This is a genomic window from Roseivirga sp. AWQ4_251 (assembly GCF_056158225.1).
The window spans coordinates 1-19,071 of record NZ_JBSWSW010000001.1 but is presented as its reverse complement, the minus strand read 5'-3'; the positions used below and the strand labels follow the sequence as shown (position 1 = coordinate 19,071).

At 39.5% G+C, this 19,071-nt stretch carries 20 protein-coding genes; 7 read left to right on the top strand and 13 right to left on the bottom strand.

What is annotated here, in order from left to right; all coding sequences use genetic code 11:
- Positions 1-7 precede the first annotated feature (7 nt).
- From ACXACJ_RS00100 to ACXACJ_RS00080, 5 genes are read right to left on the bottom strand one after another with little or no spacing between them, the layout of a single operon-like run.
- Positions 8-1,861 (bottom strand): leucine-rich repeat domain-containing protein, encoded by a 1,854-nt coding sequence (locus ACXACJ_RS00100; RefSeq protein ID WP_475132237.1) that lies wholly within the window; start codon positions 1,859-1,861, stop codon positions 8-10.
- A 36-nt stretch (positions 1,862-1,897) separates the two neighbouring features.
- Positions 1,898-2,440, bottom strand: coding sequence for a hypothetical protein (locus tag ACXACJ_RS00095; protein WP_475132236.1), 543 nt, complete (start codon positions 2,438-2,440; stop codon positions 1,898-1,900).
- Entirely contained in the window at positions 2,427-3,260 is an 834-nt protein-coding gene (locus ACXACJ_RS00090; protein WP_475132235.1) for a hypothetical protein, read from the bottom strand. Before ACXACJ_RS00090 ends, ACXACJ_RS00095 begins: the two co-directional genes overlap by 14 nt.
- Positions 3,257-3,841: a hypothetical protein gene (locus tag ACXACJ_RS00085; RefSeq protein ID WP_475132234.1), complete on the bottom strand. Its 585-nt coding sequence runs from the start codon at positions 3,839-3,841 to the stop codon at positions 3,257-3,259. Before ACXACJ_RS00085 ends, ACXACJ_RS00090 begins: the two co-directional genes overlap by 4 nt.
- A 23-nt stretch (positions 3,842-3,864) precedes the next feature.
- Complete coding sequence (locus ACXACJ_RS00080; protein WP_475132233.1) at positions 3,865-4,338, bottom strand: nucleoid-structuring protein H-NS; 474 nt, start codon at positions 4,336-4,338, stop codon at positions 3,865-3,867.
- A gap of 584 nt (positions 4,339-4,922) precedes the next feature.
- On the opposite strand from ACXACJ_RS00080, the gene ACXACJ_RS00075 reads away from it, so the two are divergent.
- Together ACXACJ_RS00075 and ACXACJ_RS00070 are read left to right on the top strand one after the other, a co-directional pair.
- The gene (locus ACXACJ_RS00075; RefSeq protein WP_475132232.1) at positions 4,923-5,657 is read left to right on the top strand and encodes a VIT1/CCC1 transporter family protein; all 735 of its coding nucleotides are present in this window, start codon (positions 4,923-4,925) and stop codon (positions 5,655-5,657) included.
- 70 nt (positions 5,658-5,727) lie between these two features.
- Positions 5,728-6,417: a hypothetical protein gene (locus ACXACJ_RS00070; RefSeq protein ID WP_475132231.1), complete on the top strand. Its 690-nt coding sequence runs from the start codon at positions 5,728-5,730 to the stop codon at positions 6,415-6,417.
- On the opposite strand, the gene ACXACJ_RS00065 is transcribed toward ACXACJ_RS00070, so the two are convergent.
- The 4 genes from ACXACJ_RS00065 to dnaN form a co-directional block, all read right to left on the bottom strand.
- On the bottom strand, positions 6,418-7,134 hold the full coding sequence (locus tag ACXACJ_RS00065) for a phosphoadenylyl-sulfate reductase (RefSeq protein WP_475132230.1): 717 nt from the start codon (positions 7,132-7,134) through the stop codon (positions 6,418-6,420).
- A gap of 4 nt (positions 7,135-7,138) precedes the next feature.
- Complete coding sequence (locus tag ACXACJ_RS00060) at positions 7,139-7,384, bottom strand: DUF2061 domain-containing protein (RefSeq protein ID WP_475132229.1); 246 nt, start codon at positions 7,382-7,384, stop codon at positions 7,139-7,141.
- 81 nt (positions 7,385-7,465) lie between these two features.
- On the bottom strand, positions 7,466-7,879 hold the full coding sequence (locus tag ACXACJ_RS00055; RefSeq protein ID WP_475132228.1) for an RrF2 family transcriptional regulator: 414 nt from the start codon (positions 7,877-7,879) through the stop codon (positions 7,466-7,468).
- Between the two features lie 95 nt (positions 7,880-7,974).
- Entirely contained in the window at positions 7,975-9,096 is a 1,122-nt protein-coding gene (gene dnaN / locus ACXACJ_RS00050) for a DNA polymerase III subunit beta (RefSeq protein WP_475132226.1), read from the bottom strand.
- Between the two features lie 343 nt (positions 9,097-9,439).
- On the opposite strand from dnaN, the gene ACXACJ_RS00045 reads away from it, so the two are divergent.
- From ACXACJ_RS00045 to ACXACJ_RS00030, 4 genes are all read left to right on the top strand, one after another.
- Positions 9,440-11,584 carry a nitrite reductase gene (locus tag ACXACJ_RS00045; protein ID WP_475132225.1) on the top strand — a complete coding sequence of 715 codons (2,145 nt, stop codon included), beginning with the start codon at positions 9,440-9,442 and terminating at the stop codon, positions 11,582-11,584.
- Positions 11,584-12,363, top strand: a complete 780-nt coding sequence (gene cobA / locus ACXACJ_RS00040; protein ID WP_475132224.1) for a uroporphyrinogen-III C-methyltransferase — start codon at positions 11,584-11,586, stop codon at positions 12,361-12,363. Before ACXACJ_RS00045 ends, cobA begins: the two co-directional genes overlap by 1 nt.
- Positions 12,353-12,937 carry a precorrin-2 dehydrogenase/sirohydrochlorin ferrochelatase family protein gene (locus ACXACJ_RS00035; RefSeq protein WP_475132223.1) on the top strand — a complete coding sequence of 195 codons (585 nt, stop codon included), beginning with the start codon at positions 12,353-12,355 and terminating at the stop codon, positions 12,935-12,937. The genes cobA and ACXACJ_RS00035 overlap by 11 nt, the downstream gene beginning before the upstream one ends.
- A 67-nt stretch (positions 12,938-13,004) precedes the next feature.
- Positions 13,005-13,322 carry a rhodanese-like domain-containing protein gene (locus tag ACXACJ_RS00030; RefSeq protein WP_475132222.1) on the top strand — a complete coding sequence of 106 codons (318 nt, stop codon included), beginning with the start codon at positions 13,005-13,007 and terminating at the stop codon, positions 13,320-13,322.
- A 60-nt stretch (positions 13,323-13,382) separates the two neighbouring features.
- On the opposite strand, the gene gldG is transcribed toward ACXACJ_RS00030, so the two are convergent.
- The 4 genes from gldG to ACXACJ_RS00010 form a co-directional block, all read right to left on the bottom strand.
- Positions 13,383-15,788 (bottom strand): gliding motility-associated ABC transporter substrate-binding protein GldG, encoded by a 2,406-nt coding sequence (gldG, locus tag ACXACJ_RS00025; RefSeq protein ID WP_475132221.1) that lies wholly within the window; start codon positions 15,786-15,788, stop codon positions 13,383-13,385.
- Positions 15,769-16,698, bottom strand: a complete 930-nt coding sequence (gldA, locus tag ACXACJ_RS00020) for a gliding motility-associated ABC transporter ATP-binding subunit GldA (RefSeq protein ID WP_475132220.1) — start codon at positions 16,696-16,698, stop codon at positions 15,769-15,771. Before gldA ends, gldG begins: the two co-directional genes overlap by 20 nt.
- A gap of 24 nt (positions 16,699-16,722) precedes the next feature.
- Positions 16,723-17,424 (bottom strand): SDR family oxidoreductase, encoded by a 702-nt coding sequence (locus ACXACJ_RS00015; protein ID WP_475132219.1) that lies wholly within the window; start codon positions 17,422-17,424, stop codon positions 16,723-16,725.
- Between the two features lie 108 nt (positions 17,425-17,532).
- Complete coding sequence (locus tag ACXACJ_RS00010; RefSeq protein ID WP_475132218.1) at positions 17,533-18,351, bottom strand: purine-nucleoside phosphorylase; 819 nt, start codon at positions 18,349-18,351, stop codon at positions 17,533-17,535.
- 122 nt (positions 18,352-18,473) lie between these two features.
- Here ACXACJ_RS00010 and ACXACJ_RS00005 point away from each other — a divergent pair, with 122 nt between their 5' ends.
- Positions 18,474-18,998 carry an NADPH-dependent FMN reductase gene (locus tag ACXACJ_RS00005; RefSeq protein WP_475135056.1) on the top strand — a complete coding sequence of 175 codons (525 nt, stop codon included), beginning with the start codon at positions 18,474-18,476 and terminating at the stop codon, positions 18,996-18,998.
- Positions 18,999-19,071 lie beyond the last annotated feature (73 nt).

Below are 19,071 nucleotides of genomic sequence, written 5' to 3'. Positions count from 1 at the left end.
GGTTACATCAATAGTAAACCACCTCCACACTAGGATTTGCTTCTTTTAGCTTTTCAATATCATTGTCTCGCAAGCCTGTATTAAAGCAAATCACTTTTTCTAATTTCTTAAGTTCCGTAAGTCTATCCAATTTAAAAACTCGCGTATTGGAACAATCCAAAACTTTCAAATTGGTAAGATTTTCTAAACCCGTAAGGCGTTTTACATTGGTTCCAGAACAATTGATGGACTCCAAATCGCCCATAGTGGTTAGCGGACGCAAATCGTCCACTGCAGTGTTTCTAAAGTTGATGGATTTAAGATTATTGAATTTCAGAATTGAAAGCAGCTCATTGATTGGCATTTCTGTAAAACTCAACACTTCGAGTGAATTCAGTTCAGGCAATGAGTTCAAATCTCTAAGACTTATTCGAGTTAAGTTCAATTTCTTCAGTCTGTAAAACTCCGATAACTCGGCTAAACTCTGGATAGCAGTTCCGCTAAGATTCAATGTTTCTAAAGCCACCAATTGGTGTAGTTGTTTGGCCGTTGGCTGACCTGCCATCACCAAATTTTCTTTGAAACTCTTTTTCAGTGGCTCACTTAAAATTCCCCACCAAGCATTTAGTTCTTTAGTCTGGAAAATTACGGTCAAGTCATCTTGTCGCGACAATAAAGCCGCAACGCCAGCTTTGGTTACTCGCGAACCTTCAGCATTGACAAAACTCAGTTTGGTCAATCTTTCCAACGGACTTAAATCACTTACTTTAGTGCCTTCAATGTCTACTTGTCGCAGGTAAGATAATTCCGCCAAAGGCGAAAGATCGGCCACCGCTGTGTTTTTTAAGCTCAAAACTTCGAGTTTATCCAATTCTTCAATTCCCTTCAAGTTAGTGATAGTGTTACCATCCAAATTCAAATAAGTCACTCGCTTGAGTTGAGAAAGAGGTGCAATGCTAGAAATACCAACGCCTGCCAAATTCAACGAATCTACTTTTAGCAACTGAACAAGTTCTTCGTTTTTCGGATTTGAACTGCTCACAAATTTGCTGAGCACTCCTTTCCATCCTGCAGACATTCCCTTCCACCATTCTGTAAGTTGCTGTGTATTACGAATCACCAAAGCACGTGGATTTGCTACAATAAAAGCCTCCACTGTACTTTCAGTAAGGGGTGCATTATCGCAATAAATTTTGTTTAGCGATTTAATCGACTTCAAAGCCTCCAATGAATCAACCTGGGTATTGGTAATATTGAGCACTTTTAACTTAGTAAGCTCCCTTAAAGGGCTGATGTCTTTGAGATTCGTCAATTCTAAATTCAACTCTTCCAAAGATTGAAGCCCTTGAAAACCTTCGATATCTGCAATATCACTGGCAGACAAATCCAGAACTTTTAGGTTTCTTAACGCTGAGAAGTCAATGGCATTAACGCCTTCAGCTTCTGACAAATCGAGTTTTTCTAGCTTGGTGAGCGAACCCACAAAAGACAAATCCACCTGATTGATTCTCGATAAGTTCAACGCTTTCAACTTCTCGAAAGAAGCTAGAATTGAAAAATCTTCAATGTGGCTATTGGAAAGATTCAGCGATTCAATTTCGCTGTGATATTTTAAAAACTGCAAATCATAAACTGAGGTGTTAGAAACATCAAGAGATTTGAGTGTATTGATAGAACGAAGCGGTTTCAAATCGTTAATCCACGTATTACTCAATTTGAGGTATTTCAAATTGGTAAGCTGGTAAATTGGTTCAAGGTTGAGAATATAATCATTGCCCGAAAGGTCTAGAGAATCAATAGACGCAAGTTTTGCTAAATCCTGAGTTGTGAGACTATCCTTTTCAATGCCAGCTCTTTGTTGCAATACGTTTTTCCAGCCCAAGGTTAACAAAGTGTACCATTCGCGAAGTTGCTTATCTCAACTCAGTTTATTGGTGTAAATACTTACGATTTTCAGCTCCTTTTTTGCTGGGTCAAGATTCAATTCAACATACCTCTTTTGTGTACTATTAACAGGCTCACCCTCCAACGAAGTGCCTTGAAGGTTTCTCACCAATTCTACTTTGTAATATGGTGATCCATCCTCCTTAGTTTCGGCTAGGATATCGTTGATTTCGAAATCAAAAACGACATTTTTAAAGAAAAAATCGATGTCTTTTAAATAAGCTTGAACGTCTTTAAAAGTGCTTGTAGAACGATTCTCTTCAAGATCATCTTCCACCTGAACCTTAGCGTTTGAAAACAGCTTTTTATAACTGTTATTTATAATCACTTCTTTTTCACTAACGGTAGTTCTTTCGGCCCCAAGCACGTTGAAATAGTATTCCAAAGCGCTGATCATGCCTTTTACTTCCTCTTTCTTTTTTTCAAGAACGGAATCGGGCATTACCGCAGGTTGCGCCAAAGCAGGCACAGAAAACAGGCAAACGCAAAGGAGTAATATGAGTTTATTTTTTCTCATAAATCAATTTCATCAAGTCTTCTTTCTGAGAAGCGTTAATTTTTAGTAGGTCGGAAATAAGCCAACCAGAGTTGTATCCAGGACGGTTAAAATTGGTGAGGGAAAAATACCAGCCATCTACGCTAAAGAAATGAAAGTTCACTCTATTTACAGTTTTAAACTGAAGCGTTCCCATTTTGACTTGGTATAGAAATAAGGTCATAAAGTCGGGCACAAAATCTTTTGGTGTGTAAGATTCTGGACTTCCGTCCTTTTTCAATGCCTTTCTTAAGTTCATAAAATCAAGCTCGTGGCTCATTGGGTGCAAAAACTCTTTAGTTTCTCCCCTTTGCTTATTGAACAAGGTTTTATAAGGTTCGAAAGAGATATCGGAGATTACCCATTCGTAGCCCAAACCTTCCTGCTGAATTTTCATGTACAGGGTCATAGGCCACTCTCTTCCTTGGTAAACAAACGTAGTTTGAACTACCGCAAACCAATTATCGGAATGTAGATTGAGATAAACAGGATTTTCATCGCTGGTAATTTGCTCTACAAAATCTTCCTTGGTTTGAGCAGTAATATCAGTATCCTCCTCATCGAAGAGGATACTGAGGTATTTTTTGCGCAACCTACTATTATGGTATTGTCGGTCGCCCGGCTCAAACTTTTTTCCTTTAGTATCTTCTTCTCCATTAAATCTTCTGAAGAATTGATTGAGCTGCTTTGTGCTGGCCATAAGCTGCTGCTCTATTTCGTAGTTTTCATCTACGATTTGGGCAGCCGATTGAGAAATAGCTGCAAAAAACAGGAAGAGGGAAAAAAGAATTAGTCGGTTCATACTGAAGTTTCAGATACTCTGATATCACCCAAAATTACATCCCAGAACTCAATGCTTCTACCAGCAATTTGAGTCACTTTCTTTTCTACGTAAATGGTGATGTCCTTTTTAGTGGTGTCTTTATAGTTCATTTGGTCTGAGGTACTTCCTTCAAATCTTTGATAAATGGTAACCACACCCACATAACGGCCGTCAGGTTGTCTTTCTAAATCTGAAATGTAGTGAATATCATACCATTCGATTTTCACCTTATCATAGTTCAAGGCCATTAATCTTTGGAAGTATTCACGCACTTTGTAATACTTAATTTCTTCTTTAGCTAAAGAAGAAACTCCCATTTCGCTACCAGGAGCAAAAAGCTCTTCAGCGCGATCCATTACGCGGTTAGCCTCTGAAAATGGAGTGTCTTTATTACCAATAATGGCGATGTATTTACCAAGGTCTTTAACTTTTTCTAGAGCCAAAGAATCAATAGCCTTTTCTCTGTTAGGGTCTACAGCACTTTGAGCATTGGCAGCCGAAGCGAAAAACGCCAACAGTACAACGATGCCAAAAAACTTATTCAATATTGTTTTGTTCATGATTTCTTGTGTTTGCTAAGTGATTATTTCTTTACCAAAACGATTTCTTTGATTTTACCCTGTGGGTCTCTTACCACTTCTTTCACCTTATGAGGGTTCAGTTTAACGTCTTTTAAGTAGTTAAGGTATTTCGAAATTGTGGTAGGCTCATCATAATCTTCAGCACCATTGGCGCTATAGAAAATAATAAGAACTGGCGCTTCTCCTGAATTGAAAAGGCCTAAAGCTTCGCGAATGTTATTATTGGCGGAAGTCACAGAAGAAGCTCCGGCAATGGCGGTAAAGTAATTCGAAATTTTAGTTTCCAAAGTCGCGCTTGGTGCTTCGCGAACATCCTTTGGTGCTTCCACTACTGGTTCTGGCTCTGGTTCAGGAGCTGGTGTTTCTATTACTGCTGGTTCTGGAGTGGCATCGGCCGCAGCTTTCTGGCTCTTACAAGAAGAGAGGGCAATAATAGCCGCACAAATCAGGGGCACAGTTTTGAAAATGCGTTTCATGTTGAGAGAATTTTGTTTCATGTTATTGTTTGTTTTTCATAGGTATCTCAAGGAAAGCGAGAGCTCACCCTTAAGTAATCAGGTTGATTGGCGCCAATGCCGCATCGAAGTGAAAGACTTTCGGTTGAGAACATTTCATTGATGACTGAATATGGCTTCGTTAAACGTATTCCATTCAGGCAAGTTCTGTTCCAAATCGTCCACTTGGGGCAAAAACAGCCATTTTTAAAGATTTATTTTCAGATTGATTTCCGAATAGAGAAAAACACTATCAAAATGAAAACAAGAATCTTGTGAATGGAATCTTGTGTCGTGCAAATTTGACCTATATCGTCACATATAGACAATAAATTGAGGGAATTTTTCCACAGCCTTTTAAAATTACCTTAGTACTTACAGATATTCCCATTCTTTGGCGTGTATAGTCAATCGCCAACACACCTTATACTCATTCTTATTTTCAAAAACCTTTTAACTTAAAGGATGAATAAATCTTAAGTTTTAACCCAAATAAAAGGCTTCCTGTTTTGATGAGATTCAAATTATCTTGATCCTTATCAGTGGCTTAAACGAATAACATAGAAATGAGCAAGAGACATCACGAAGGTCAGTTGCATGGCAAAGCAACCGCATTTTCACGTTTTCAGGAATACATTGGCGAATTCATTTATGGTGGAATGGACGGAAGCGTTACCACATTTGCCGTTGTGGCCGGAGCTGCAGGAGCGAACCTGGACAGCGCGGTAGTGCTGATATTGGGTTTCGCCAACTTATTTGCCGATGGCTTTGCCATGTCGGTAGGTAGCTATCTTTCAACTAAATCAGAAAAACAGAACTACGAAAAACACCAGTCTATCGAATATTGGGAAGTTGATCATTTGCCAGAAAAAGAAAGAGAAGAAATCCGTGAAATCTATCGAAGCAAAGGATTTGAAGGTGAACTGCTGGAACAAGTAGTGGAAAAAATAACCGAAAATCGAGATCGCTGGGTAGACGTAATGATGAAAGAAGAACTAGAAATGACCAAAGAAACCAAATCACCGTTTCAAATGGGCTTGGTTACCTTCATTTCATTTTTGATGATGGGATTTATTCCATTGATCGTGTATGTGGCCGACTACACTAGTCCTTTAAATATTGACTTATTCCGCTGGTCTTCGGTACTCACTTTCCTCACTTTTGCCGGCATTGGTTATGCCAAAAGCTATGTTACGGCAACCAGTAAAATCAGAGGTGTTCTAGAAACTTTATTTCTCGGTGGATCGGCTGCGACATTGGCCTATTACGTTGGTGTAATCTTAGAAAAAATAGTGAGCTAATACTCCCAAATTCGCATATTCACTTCTTAGTCACACAATTTTTCTATTTTAGGTCTTTCTACCCTGAATCATGGTCAAATTCGGCACATCAAGAAGACTATCTAAGGTCAAAAAAGCCAGCATTATTACTTATGCTGTTGAAATCTTTATTGTGATTTTCGGGATTACCGTGGCCTATCAACTCAATGTTTATTACGAAGACAAGAAGGATTTGAAGCTTGAAAAATCTGCCTTGGAAAAAGTGAGGGCTGAAAACGAATTGAACCTAATGCAATTCGAAACTTTGATAGACGAGCGCATTCAACTGGAAGAAGACACCAGACAATTGGCTCGTATTCTATTTTCCGGAGGAAATCTAGAAGACGATGGCATTTCGCATTACCTCTTCGACATTAATAAAACCTACAAGCCCAACATTCAATTTGAAGGTTTGAATTATTACCTAAACACAAATTATACGGATGCCAATCTGGATTTGAAAAATGAGCTGCTTACACTCAAAAACAAATGGATTGAATTGCGGGAAATCACGCAGTATTATGCCCAAATGAAAGAAAAGTACTACAGTGAATTCCTCGTAAAGGATGTAGATTTTGGAGAAGAGAAAATCATAAGTCTACAAAAAATAAAAAGTGTTGAATTCAAAAATCTCGTGGTAAACCTTCTTTCCAACGAAATTGAACTCAACACTCTTTTGACAGAAGCTTATCAAACTTCCATCGACATAGATTTATTGATCGATAGTAAAATCAGCGACTAGCTAACGGGCCGACTGCAGCTTTACAGAATGCAAACCGCATTCCTTCTGGCTCGCTTCCCACCACCAACGGCCTGCTCTTGGATCTTCACCAGGTTCTATGGCTCTAGTACATGGCTGGCAACCAATACTTACAAAGCCCTTGTCGTGTAGTGTATTATAAGGCACATTGTTCACCTTTAGATATTCCAACATTTCGTCATACGACCAATTCAAAAGAGGATTGAATTTGATAACTTCATTGCCTTCATCCCATTCCACCAAATTGAAGCTTTGGCGGTTTTGCGATTGAGAAGCTCTCAGCCCTGTAATCCAAACTTTCGTTCCTTTCAAAGCTCTTTTCAAAGGTTCAACCTTACGAAGAAAACAGCATTGCTTACGATTTTCAACAAACTCGTAAAAACTAAAAAAGCCCTTTTCTTCTACCATCGGCTCCAACAACTCTGGATTGGGATAGTAAGTTTTAATTTTGGCTTTATACCTTGCTCTGGTTTTATCCATAAGCTCGTAGGTTTCAGGAAAAAGCCTACCTGTATCTAGGGTAAATACTTCAACATCTAATTTTTTAGCATAGATCACATCAGTAATCACCTGATCTTCTTGCCCAAAGGCCGAAGAAAATTTTACCTGACCAGGAAATAACTCTGTAAAGTAGCGAATCCCATCTTCTATACTGGCATTGGCCAATACGTTGTTATAGTCGTCAATTTCTACCTTCATTGTATTATTTTTTGAGTTTAACAGCAGACCAAGCCCTTTCGTGCAAATAGTAAAGCACTAATTTGCTAAACACTTCTACTGAGCCAATAGAAAGTGCCATGGCTATTTCTCCTGTTACGATATATGAAATCATCATGGTATCGAGCGTTCCTACAACTCTCCAGCTAACGGCCTTCAACAGGCTTTTAAGGCTGCTATCTCCCTTTACCTCCTTATCTAGTTTTGCTTTTACTGCGCTATCTATAAACATAAGCTCAACGGTTTTACCAAAATGACAGGCAAAAATATATATTCCCTACCATTTTTGTAGACTAATAACGCAAAAAAATATTTATCGTTTCCGTAAAACGTCTTGAAGGGTCTTATTTTCTAGAACTTTCAAGGTATTATCGCGCACTTCACACATTACAGTATTCAAACCACAAACCTCTTCTTGGCAGTTTTCACACTTCTCGTAATAATTTAAACTCACGCATGGCAAAAGCGCAATTGGGCCATCTAGCATGCGAATTATTTTCGCTAAGGCTACTTCTTCCGGTGGCTTAATCAAATAATAACCACCGCCTTTTCCTTTCTTGCTCCCTAGAATCCCAGCTTTTTTAAGCTCCAATAAAATATTCTCTAAAAACTTGAGTGAAATTTTGCGCTCATCAGAAATTTCAGAAATAAGAATAGGCCCTTTATCCTGATTTTCGGCTAAATAGGTAAGTGCGTGAAAGGCGTATTGGGTCTTTTTAGAAAGCACAGATTGATTTTATAGTCAGCGAATTTATCAAAAAAAATGGAGTGTATAAAAAAAGGAGCTCGAAGCTCCTTTTATTCAATATTTTAAAACTAGAATTAGTAGTTATTCAACATAACAGGCATAACGAGCATTAAAATATCCTCGTTATCATCTTTTTCGCCTGGCACCAACAAACCAGCTCTGTTAGGAGCCGACATTTGCAAAGTAACCTCTTTAGCGTGAAGGTTAGAAAGCATTTCTACCAAGAACTTAGCATTGAATCCGATTTCGATATCTTCGCCTTCGTGCTCACAAGCTAAGGTTTCTTTTGCCTCGTTAGAGAAATCTAAATCTTCAGCAGAGATTGTCAATTCGCTACCAGTAATTTTCAATCTGATTTGGTGCGTAGTTTTGTTCGCATAAATCGAAATCCTTTTCAAAGAACCCAACAATTCACCTTTATTGATTTTCATCTCAATTGGGTTATCTGTTGGAATTACATTTTCGTAATCAGGAAAACGCTCATCGATCAAACGACAAATCATTTTAATATTATTGAAGTGGAAGAATGCGTTAGCCGCATTGTATTCCACAATTACATTTGAGTTTTCTGAAGGCAACGTAGACTTTAAAAGATTCAAAGCCTTACGAGGAATAATGATTGACATTCCTGTATCTGAAGCAACATCCACTCTTCTATATCTTACCAAACGGTGCCCATCAGTAGCAACAAAAGTTGTATTGGTTTCTCCTAGCTTAATATAAACCCCAGTCATTGCAGGCCTCAATTCATCGCTACTTGTTGCGAAAATTGTATTGTTTATAGCGCTGCTCAATACTTCAGTAGACATATCCACTTGATAAGCATCTGTTACTGAAGGAACTTTAGGGAAGTCCGTAGCATTTTCGCCCGCTAGTTTATATCTACCATTATCAGAGTTGATTTCTACGCTGTACGTCTCATTATCAATAGAAAACGTAACTGGCTGCTCTGGCAAGTTCTTCAAGGTATCCATCAGAATTCTTGCTGGCACAGCAATGCTTCCATCATCTTTAGCTTCCACATCAATTTCGGTAATCATGGAAGTTTGAAGATCAGATGCCGTAATGGTCAGAAGTCCATCTTTAATTTCGAACAAAAAGTTTTCAAGGATTGGCACCACAGGATTTGTAGTGATCACTCCATTAATATTAGAAAGGCGTTTTAGCAATTCTGCTGAAGAAACGATAAACTTCATAAAAGCGGATTTATTACTATAGGGTTAATAAGCGCATAAAGTTAAAAATAAAATCAATACCTAGAATCAAAAGCAGGCTTTTTGCCAAGGCCGTTGTTCAACACCTATACAAGACATTAATTTCTTGAATTATGTCAAACGGAAAATCATTGAAACCTAAGCGGTAGATTATCAGATTTTTCGCTTTTCATAAAGGCCTATCACCTACTTATATCACATTGTAAAACATATTTCTACCATTCGTAATTTATTACCCTACTAAATTGGTAGATTTTATATCCTTTTCGTTTACTTTGCGTTCGGAAGTTTAAATCCAAAGGTGTCGCAAAAAGAAAATTCTATTATGAGTTTGAACATTTCACCCAGCGTTAGCAAAGCAGCAAAAAGAGACATCATTGACCTTCAAGAAAGAATTGAAAGGTTTAATGATGGCAAAATCGAAGAAGATAAATTCAAGTTATTCCGCTTAACACGAGGCGTTTATGGCCAACGCCAACCTGGTGTTCAAATGATTAGGATCAAATTGCCTTACGGAAAAGTAACACCAAATCAGTTGATCAAAATAGCTGATGTTTCTGACAAATACGCGACAGGAAATCTTCACTTGACAACCCGACAAGACATTCAACTGCACTTTGTTAAGTTGAAAGACTCGCCAGCACTTTGGGCTGAATTGGAAGAAGAAAGTGTAACGCTTCGCGAAGCTTGCGGTAATACCGTAAGAAATGTTACTGCATCGCCTGATGCTGGCATCAATCCAAACGAGCCTTTCGATATAACCCCGTATGCTCATGAACTAACGCATTATTTTCTTCGAAACCCTGTTTGCCAAGACATGGGTCGGAAGTTCAAAATTGCCTTTGCCTCAGACGAAAAAGATACGGCTTACACCTACTTTCACGACATCGGATTTATTCCAAAGATTAAAGAAGAAAATGGAGAAACTACCAGAGGCTTTAAGGTGGTTTTGGGAGGCGGATTGGGAGCGGTTGCCATGACCGCTCACACCGCCCATGAATTTCTACCGGAAGATCAAATGATTCCGTTTACAGAAGCTGTAATTAAAGTCTTCGATCGCTATGGAGAAAGAGCCAACAGAAACAAGGCTCGAATGAAATTCCTGGTGAAGAAAATCGGCTTCGAAAAGCTGATGGATTTAGTAGCAGAAGAACAAAAGGCTCTAAAAAGCAAAAGCTACAGTGTAAATCAACAAACTGCAGAAACTCTGCCTTCTACAACTTCAAGCATTCCTGAAGTGAACAATATTGATTGGGAAGCTTTTGAAGATTGGCAACGAACCAATGTTTTTGCTCAAAAACAGGCCGACTATTTTGGTGTTTGGGTGCGTGTTCCTTTAGGCGACATTCATTCCGAAACGGCTAGGGGATTGGCTGCCGTTGTAAAACAATGCGCTGCTGACGACATCCGTGTAACAGTTAATCAAGGTTTACTCATCAAATTCGTTAAAAAGGAGTTTTTGCCTTTCCTATATCAAGAATTAGAGAAGTTGAACCTTTCAAAACCTGGTTTCAATAGCACTCATGACATCACCGCTTGCCCGGGTTCCGACACTTGTAATTTGGCCGTTACCAACAGTACTTCACTTACTTCAGAATTGGAGAAAATGCTTCAAACTGAATTCAAAGCTTTGATAGATGAAGCATTCATCAAGATCAAAATTAGTGGATGTATGAATGCATGTGGTCAACATATGGCAGCCAATATTGGATTCCACGGCAGTTCGATTAAAAACGGAGCTCTGGTTATTCCAGCCATGCAAATTGTAATTGGAGGAGGCGTTTCTCCTAACGGAGAAGGTTTTATAGCTGAAAAAGTCATTAAGGTTCCTACCAAAAGAATTCCTCAAGCTTTGGCTGCAGTACTTCATGAATATGAAAATCAAGCTGAAGAAGGCGAATACTTCAACGACTTCTATCAGCGCTTGGGCAAAATGCATTTCTATCATCTGCTCAAGCCGTTTGCCGATGTGCCATCATTATCAGAATCGGACTATGTGGACTGGGGCAAAACCGAAAACTTCATTCCTGAAATTGGTGTGGGAGAATGCGCCAGCGTAACGCTAGACGTAATTCAAACCGTTATTGAAGAGGCTCAAGAAAGACTAGACTGGTCGAAAGAAGGCTTCGAAGAAGGTATTTATGCCGATGCGATTTATAACAGCTATAACACTTTTGTGATTGCTGCCAAAGCCTTGCTCCTCAGCATCGATGTAAGTTGCAATACTCAAATTGGCATTCTCCAAAGTTTTGACGAGCATCTAACAGGAAAAGAATTGTTCCAATTCGAGCATGGCTTTGAAGCTCATGTTTTGAAAATGAAAGAACAAGAACCTACCGAAGAATTTGCCAGCGCTTACTTCAAAGAAGCTGAAGAATTCTTGGTGAAAGCCAGAGCATTCAGAGCTCATCAACTAGCTGAAGCCGGAGGAAAAGATAAAGTTGTAATCACAGATTTCTACAAAGCCTAATGCAAACTATTAATCCGAAACTTACCTTGGTGGGCGCGGGCCCAGGAGATCCTGATTTAATTAGCGTGAAAGGCATAAAAGCCATTGCCGATGCTGATGTTATTCTTTACGATGCGCTCGTAAGTAAAGAATTGCTTACTTATGCCGCCAAAAGAGCTGAACTGATTTATGTTGGCAAACGGGTTGGCAAACACAGCCATACCCAAGACGCCATCAACGAACTCATCGTTTATTTTGCACATGCAAAAGGCCATGTCGTGCGCTTAAAAGGTGGCGATCCTTTTATTTTCGGCCGAGGTTTTGAAGAAATTCAGTACGCTGAAAAGCACGGTATTTCCACTTCCATAGTCCCTGGAATAAGTAGTGCACATGCAGTGCCGGCTATGAAAAACATTCCATTAACTTCTCGTGGTGTGAACCATAGCTTTTGGGTAATTACGGGAACGACCAGTGAAGGCGAACTTTCACGAGATGTTGCTGTTGCCGCTCAATCCTCAGCCACTATTGTTATTCTAATGGGCACAAAAAAGCTGGCTGAAATTTGTCAAATCTTCGAGAATCAGGATCGCGCAGATACTCCTATTGCCATTATTCAGAACGGGACTTTGCCAAACGAGAAAATGGTAAAAGGCCATATTTCAGATATTCAAGCTAAGGCTGAAAAAGCAGAAATTGCTTCGCCAGCCATTATCGTAATTGGAGAAACGGTGGAACTCTATGACCGAGAATTAGCTCCACTGGTTCAACAACAAACCGCAAATTTCGGCTATGGCCAATGAGCTATATCCCATATTTCTAAAGGCTCATACTTTCGATATTCTAATCGTGGGTGGCGGAGCTGTAGGCCTAGAAAAGCTTTCTTTTCTACTTAAAAGCAGTCCACAGGCCCGGGTTACTTTGGTAGGTAAATCCATCAAGGAGGAAATAAAAGTGTTAGCTAAGCAACATGAGCAGGTAAAACTTATAGAAAGGGAATTCTTTGATGAGGATCTTACCGAAATGCAATTGGCCATTGTTGCAACAGAAAACCATGAGCTGAACCTAACGATTAGGGATGAAGCCAAGGCCAGAGGTATTTTAGTAAACGTTGCCGATACACCTGACCTTTGCGATTTCTACCTAGGCAGCATTGTAACTAAAGGTGATTTGAAAATTGGGATTTCAACCAATGGAAAATCACCAACCATTGCCAAAAGGCTAAAAGAAATCTTTAATGAAACTTTGCCCGATGAAATCGATGATCTACTTCAAAATATGAAGGCGATAAGAGATAAGCTGAAAGGCAATTTTGAAAATAAAGTAAGAAAACTGAACGAGCTTACAGAAAGCTTAGTTGAGAAAAGTGAAGAATGAATAAACAGAAGTCTAATTTCATTTCTTTACTTTATAGCTTTAATCGCTCAAACATACTTACAGAATCATGAAGGAAATTACCGTAAAAGAATTAGCTGAATTGAAATCCAGCGGTGCAGATTTTCAACTCATCGATGTGCGCGAACCTAACGAGTTCGAAGTTGCAGAAATTGGTGGAGAATTGATCCCTATGAATACGATACCTGCCAATGTTGATAAAATTAGCCGCGATAAAAAAGTAGTAGTACACTGCCGAAGCGGAAAAAGGAGTGGTGATGTAATCAATTGGCTAGAAGCGAACCATAGCTTCGAAAACCTTTACAATCTTAAAGGTGGAATTTTGGCTTATGCCGATGAAATTGACAACAGCCTGACCAAATACTAAAAGAAATTAGAGAAGCTGCTTCAACAGTGTTATTCAAAACTTTGAAGCAGCTCTGTTCCTTTAAAAACTGGCGTATTTTTTCTTTCTCAACACGCCTCGCACAAGTCCAAAAATCAAAATCACAACAATTGGACCTGCTAAATTGATCAGTTGCCATTTCAGCTTTTCTTTCTGCGCCTTAATTCGATCCAGCGGTCGTAGTTTGATTTCTTTATTGCGAGCGGTAATCAGTCCGTCTTCATCAATCATGTAGGCCAGAGTATTCAGCATGAAATCCTTATTGGCGAAAGTTTGCTTTTCGCTTCCTTCAGTAAAAGGGTTTAACCCCAAATCCATCGGACGACCATTTCTGATTTCATTTCTAATTAAATCGCCATCTCCTAACACAAGAATTTTTGTTTCTGGGCTTTCCTCCTTAAAATTCTTTGTATTCACACCTTCCTTCGGTAGAATTCTATTTTTGAAACTGCTAGTAAACTTCCCTTCTAAAAGATAAGCTAAAGCCTGCGGCCCACCTTGGTACAAATTTGGGTCGCTTTCAGCAGCAATAGCTTCAAATGAAACAGGCGCGGGGGCATTCAGCACTCGTGAATACTGAGACGAAAACAACAAAGGTGTTTTCACAACACCAGCTGCAGCAACTGTATCTATTGAACCTGCAAAACGCAGGTAAACGGCATCAAGGTTTCGAGTAATCGGATGTTTAGTATAGTTACCCGCACCATAAAAATACGGCCACCTCAAATTTATTATGGTTTTTTCAGCGTCCACAATTACAGGATAGCGACCAAAATTCTGAACGTCCATCACGTAATTCTTATTCAATCGAAAGCCATAACGGAAGAACATTTCGTCTAAATCGAAATCGTATGGCATTGCGAAAGTTCCTGCTCCGCCTGCATAATCCATATCCACACCAAGCGCATCGAGCATGAAAACAGCTTTTCCGCCATGCATTAAATACTGATCGATTTTAAATTTATCCTCACGTGAAAACTTTTGTGTCGGCTTAGCCATAATAATGGCATCGTAAGGTTGAATTTCCGTTACCTCCGAAAGTTTGACAGGCTCGATATCGTATGACTCGATAAAGTCTCTTACAAACCAATAGATATTCAGCGAGTCCAATTCGCCATGCCCCTGAAGTAAGCCCAAACGCTTACGGTTTATTCCAGAAATACGCTGAATAGCTGTAGCCAATTCAAACTCAACGCCTTCAATCGATTGATTCAATTTCACTTCTGGCGGAGCACCTTGACTACCTTTTAGCAATAAAATTCCAGCAGTACGATTGTCATAATGAACCACAGCATAAGGGAAAATCAACTTCTGAACTTCCTTGCCGTCTTGGTTGTCGAAAATTCGAGTTGGCGAAAGTCCTCGATTCATCCATGCTTCGTAATTCGCATTTCTTTCCTTTTCTGAATTTGCAGAACCAGGATCGTTGATGGAATAATAAATAGGCTGACTGCTATAAATACCGAACTCTTCAATGGTTTCAAGAATCGATTTTTGAAACCGTTGAAACTCTGTTGGCAAATCTTCTCCCAAAAGGATTTCAATCTCTAAAGGGTGCTCTAGCTTTTCCAGTAAATCTTTGGTGGAATTCTGAAGTGTGAAACGTTTTTCTTCTGTCATATCAAAGCGCCAGAAATAATTAGCAGCCACCACGTTAATGACTAAAACCGCAAAAATTCCGAACCCAAAAGTCTTCCAAGCACTTTTTCTATGTGCCGAAAAAGACATTCTTCGCGCAGCGAAACGAAGCAAAGTAAGCAGCAGAACTACGGTAATTGTACTTAAAAAGAAGACCAAATTTCTGGTATCAATCAACCCACGGCTCATGGCCTCATAGTTGAAAGAAAAACTCATTTCATCGATATATAACGCAGTTTGACCTGAAAAGAGTCCGGCTACCGAGCTAATGCCCGTGTACATAAAAAAGCAGAAGAAGACCGCCAGAATAAATGCCACAATCTGGTTTTCGCTCAAAGCTGAAGCGAAAAGACCAATGGAAGTGAAAACGCCTCCCAATAAAATAAGCCCGATATAAGAGCCAATAATACCTGGAGTATCTAGGTTTCCTATTGGATTTCCGAGGCTATAAACCGAATAATAATAAATGAGGGTTGGCAAAACAGCGAGAATCACCAGCGTGAAAGCCGCTAAATATTTGCCGAAAAGAATCTGAAAATCACTCAGCGGGCGGGTAAGTAAAAGCTCTAAAGTTCCCGTTTTCTTCTCCTCAGCCAGCATCCGCATGGTTATGGCCGGTATCAAAAACATGAATACGAAAGGCCCAAGGGTGAAAAGAGTTTCCATGCTTGCGTAGCCATAGGCCAAAACGCTCGTATCAGGAAATACCCACATTAACAAACCAATACCCGTCAAAAAAACACCAATTACCACATAAGCAATCAGCGAATTCAGAAATTGCCTGATTTCCTTATGATAAATCGCCCACATTTTGGTTTTGATTGGTTAGTTGATAAAAGACTTGTTCTAGATTTTGCTCAGTTTGCTGCATGCTCAGAATCACCCACTTTCTTTCTGTAGCCAATTCAAAGAGCTTTTCGCGAATATCACCCGCTTGTTTACTTCCTACCTCGTACTGGTTCCCTTCCAAATGACGAAAAGAAAACTCTGGAATTTCAACAAGAATATTTGGATCGATTGCTTCTCTGAATTCTACCAAAACAGCAGGTTCAGCAGCAGACGTTAGCCTTTCTACCGAATCATTGGCCACAATCTTTCCATGGTTTATAATCACAACTCTGCTACACAATGCTTTCACTTCTTGCATAATATGCGTGGAAAGAATCACAGTTTTGTTCTTACTGATTTCTTTGATAAGTCCCCTGATTTCAGAAAGTTGATTCGGGTCTAGGCCAGTTGTGGGTTCATCCAGAATCAAAACTTCTGGATCGTGAATCAGCGCCTGGGCTAATCCAACACGCTGTCTATACCCTTTAGAAAGAGATTCAATCTTCTTATTTTGCTCCTTGGTTAAACCGCAAAGCGTAATCATTTCGGCCACCCGCTGCTTTCTTTCCTTGCCTTTGATATTGTGAAGCGAACAAATAAAGCTTAGGTATTCGTGCACGAACATATCCAAATAGAGCGGATTATGTTCTGGCAAATAGCCGATAATGCTTCGGGCTTCTTTCGATTGTTTGATAATATCGAACTCACCAATCATCACAGATCCTTCTGAAGGTGGCAAATAACCAGTAGCGATTTTCATGGTTGTGGATTTCCCTGCACCATTTGGCCCTAAAAAGCCAAGAATCTCTCCTTTTTTCACTTCGAAGGAAATGTCATCAACAGCCTTTTGCTGGCCGTAGATTTTCGTAAGCTGATTGACTTTTATCGACATCGAATGCTTTAACGCAATGAAAGTTTATTTATTGGGACGACCTTTTGGCCAAAGCGGACGCACTTCTACGTCTACCACGTGATAATTCGCATAAGTTTGAACTGCCTGAACAATGCTTGTAGCAATATCTTCAGGACGCATCATATTGTCATTGGCCTCAGCGAATTCAATGCTATCGAAGAAATTTGTATTGGTTGAACCAGGATAAATGGTCGTTACTTTTATCCCGTGGTCTCTTAGTTCCTGAAAAATGGAATGTGAAATACCTCTTACCGCATGTTTTGTCCCTACATAACCCGACATGGTTTTAACACCATTCGTACCAGCAATTGAAGAAATATTGACAATGTGGCCTTCCCCTAATTCGATCATATCAGGAACTGCAACCTTGATACAGTAGAAAAGGCCGTGGACATTGATATCGTACATTTCCTTCCACTGCTCTACTGGCATTTCATGAATCAAACCTTGATACCCCATTCCTGCATTATTAACCAACACTGAAGGTTTTCCAAAATTGGAAACAGTTTCGGCATAAGAGGCCTGTACATTTCCCCAATCAGAAACGTCAGTTTTAATAAAATGGAAATTCGAGTGACTTAAATCGGGAGCAGTTCTTCCCCAACCGGCCACAATGGCTCCAGTTTCCAACAACTGTTTCACGGTTTCCAGACCAATCCCCTTACTAACTCCGGTTACTATGGCTAATTTTCCTTTCAATTCCATAAAGTGAAATTAGTAAGCTTAGATGGATTATGGAACTGATGCCAGCGTATAATTAAAGGCGGAGCGAAACAACTTAGTTACTTCACTCCGCTCCGTTTCTTCTTCTCTTTATTGAAGAGCGATAAGCTTCTGAATGATGGTTGTCATTCCCTTCTCTGCTTTTGCGGCCGCAGCCAATATTTTAGAAATCTCAACAGGCTCTAGGTGATCTGGGTCGCAAAGGTCAGTAATTGCAGAAATGGCAAAAACGGGTAAATCCATGTGTCTGGCCACAATCACTTCAGGAACTGTAGACATCCCAACGGCATCGGCCCCAATAATTTTTATGTACCGATATTCCGCTCTAGTCTCCAAATTTGGCCCGCTAACTCCAGCATAAACACCTTCATGGCAACGAATACCTTCTTCCTCTGCAATATCTAAAGCTTCTTCGATCATCTTGCGTTCGTAAGGCTCACTCATATCGGGGAACCTACCGCCAAATTCATCAAGATTTGCTCCAGTCAGCGGATTCTCCTTTGTCAAATCAATATGATCCTCTATGATCATTAAATCTGAAACTTGATAATCTAAATTCACTCCTCCCGCAGCATTACTCACAAAAAGCTTCTTAATGCCTAACAGCTTCATAACACGAACCGGAAACGTCACCTCCTTCATATTATAGCCTTCATAATAATGAAAACGTCCCTGCATAGCTACTACCTTCTTTCCTGAAAGCATACCGAAAATAAGCCTTCCACTATGACTTTCTACTGTTGAAGTTGGGAAGTGAGGAATGGCTTTATATTCTATCTCCTTTTGAATCTCAATCTTATCAACCAATGCCCCTAATCCTGTCCCCAGAATAATCCCGAATTCTGGTTCAAAATCTGTCGCTGATTGTATGTAGGCTAACGCCTGAGCAATTTCTTGGGTATATGTCATCTCTCGATTTTTAGTATCTATAATTTGTAGTGATATCACAAATTAATCAATCATTGATAATAGCAATAAATAAGCTGTGCAGTTTATATGTATAAACTTAACTTCGAATCAAAGTTAGAATGATGATAACAGTAGTAGCAGGAACTAACAGAAAAAATTCACTCAGCCGCAAGATTGCTGAATACTATATCCAACTTCTAAAAGAAAAGGGAGCTAATGCTGAACTTGTAGATTTAGCTGACTTACCTAACGACTTTATCGATTCAGCTCTTTACGAATTCAATGGTAAGAATGAAAAATTCAACCTTATCAGAGACAAAGTTCAGAATTCCAATAAGCTCGTATTCATTGTGCCAGAATACAATGGTTCATTCCCTGGAATACTCAAGACTTTCATCGATGGCTTTAAATACCCCGAAGGTGTAAGAGATAAAAAAGCTGCTTTGGTAGGTCTGTCATCAGGTGTACAAGGCGGTGTTTTTGCTATGTCGCATCTAACGGACATTTTCAACTATTTAGGCATGCATGTGCTTGCTATCAAACCTAAATTAGCCAACATAGAAAGGCATTATCAAGATGGTCAGATAGTCAATCCTTTATACAAGGAACTTCTCGAAACTCAAATTGAAAAATTCTTAAGCTTCTAGTCTTCCTTACCCTTCAATTAATTACCTCAGATATACCCACTCAACTTGAATGTGGACCAAGGATTAGATGGGC

What these genes read in the sequence shown, in the direction of transcription:
- ACXACJ_RS00095 (WP_475132236.1), bottom strand. Translation starts at nt 2,440, where the DNA reads ATGAGAAAAAATAAACTCATATTACTCCTTTGCGTTTGCCTGTTTTCT.
- ACXACJ_RS00090 (WP_475132235.1), bottom strand. Translation starts at nt 3,260, where the DNA reads ATGAACCGACTAATTCTTTTTTCCCTCTTCCTGTTTTTTGCAGCTATT.
- ACXACJ_RS00085 (WP_475132234.1), bottom strand. Translation starts at nt 3,841, where the DNA reads ATGAACAAAACAATATTGAATAAGTTTTTTGGCATCGTTGTACTGTTG.
- ACXACJ_RS00080 (WP_475132233.1), bottom strand. Translation starts at nt 4,338, where the DNA reads ATGAAACGCATTTTCAAAACTGTGCCCCTGATTTGTGCGGCTATTATT.
- ACXACJ_RS00075 (WP_475132232.1), top strand. Translation starts at nt 4,923, where the DNA reads ATGAGCAAGAGACATCACGAAGGTCAGTTGCATGGCAAAGCAACCGCA.
- ACXACJ_RS00070 (WP_475132231.1), top strand. Translation starts at nt 5,728, where the DNA reads ATGGTCAAATTCGGCACATCAAGAAGACTATCTAAGGTCAAAAAAGCC.
- ACXACJ_RS00065 (WP_475132230.1), bottom strand. Translation starts at nt 7,134, where the DNA reads ATGAAGGTAGAAATTGACGACTATAACAACGTATTGGCCAATGCCAGT.
- ACXACJ_RS00060 (WP_475132229.1), bottom strand. Translation starts at nt 7,384, where the DNA reads ATGTTTATAGATAGCGCAGTAAAAGCAAAACTAGATAAGGAGGTAAAG.
- dnaN (WP_475132226.1), bottom strand. Translation starts at nt 9,096, where the DNA reads ATGAAGTTTATCGTTTCTTCAGCAGAATTGCTAAAACGCCTTTCTAAT.
- ACXACJ_RS00045 (WP_475132225.1), top strand. Translation starts at nt 9,440, where the DNA reads ATGAGTTTGAACATTTCACCCAGCGTTAGCAAAGCAGCAAAAAGAGAC.
- cobA (WP_475132224.1), top strand. Translation starts at nt 11,584, where the DNA reads ATGCAAACTATTAATCCGAAACTTACCTTGGTGGGCGCGGGCCCAGGA.
- ACXACJ_RS00035 (WP_475132223.1), top strand. Translation starts at nt 12,353, where the DNA reads ATGGCCAATGAGCTATATCCCATATTTCTAAAGGCTCATACTTTCGAT.
- ACXACJ_RS00030 (WP_475132222.1), top strand. Translation starts at nt 13,005, where the DNA reads ATGAAGGAAATTACCGTAAAAGAATTAGCTGAATTGAAATCCAGCGGT.
- gldG (WP_475132221.1), bottom strand. Translation starts at nt 15,788, where the DNA reads ATGTGGGCGATTTATCATAAGGAAATCAGGCAATTTCTGAATTCGCTG.
- gldA (WP_475132220.1), bottom strand. Translation starts at nt 16,698, where the DNA reads ATGTCGATAAAAGTCAATCAGCTTACGAAAATCTACGGCCAGCAAAAG.
- ACXACJ_RS00015 (WP_475132219.1), bottom strand. Translation starts at nt 17,424, where the DNA reads ATGGAATTGAAAGGAAAATTAGCCATAGTAACCGGAGTTAGTAAGGGG.
- ACXACJ_RS00010 (WP_475132218.1), bottom strand. Translation starts at nt 18,351, where the DNA reads ATGACATATACCCAAGAAATTGCTCAGGCGTTAGCCTACATACAATCA.
- ACXACJ_RS00005 (WP_475135056.1), top strand. Translation starts at nt 18,474, where the DNA reads ATGATAACAGTAGTAGCAGGAACTAACAGAAAAAATTCACTCAGCCGC.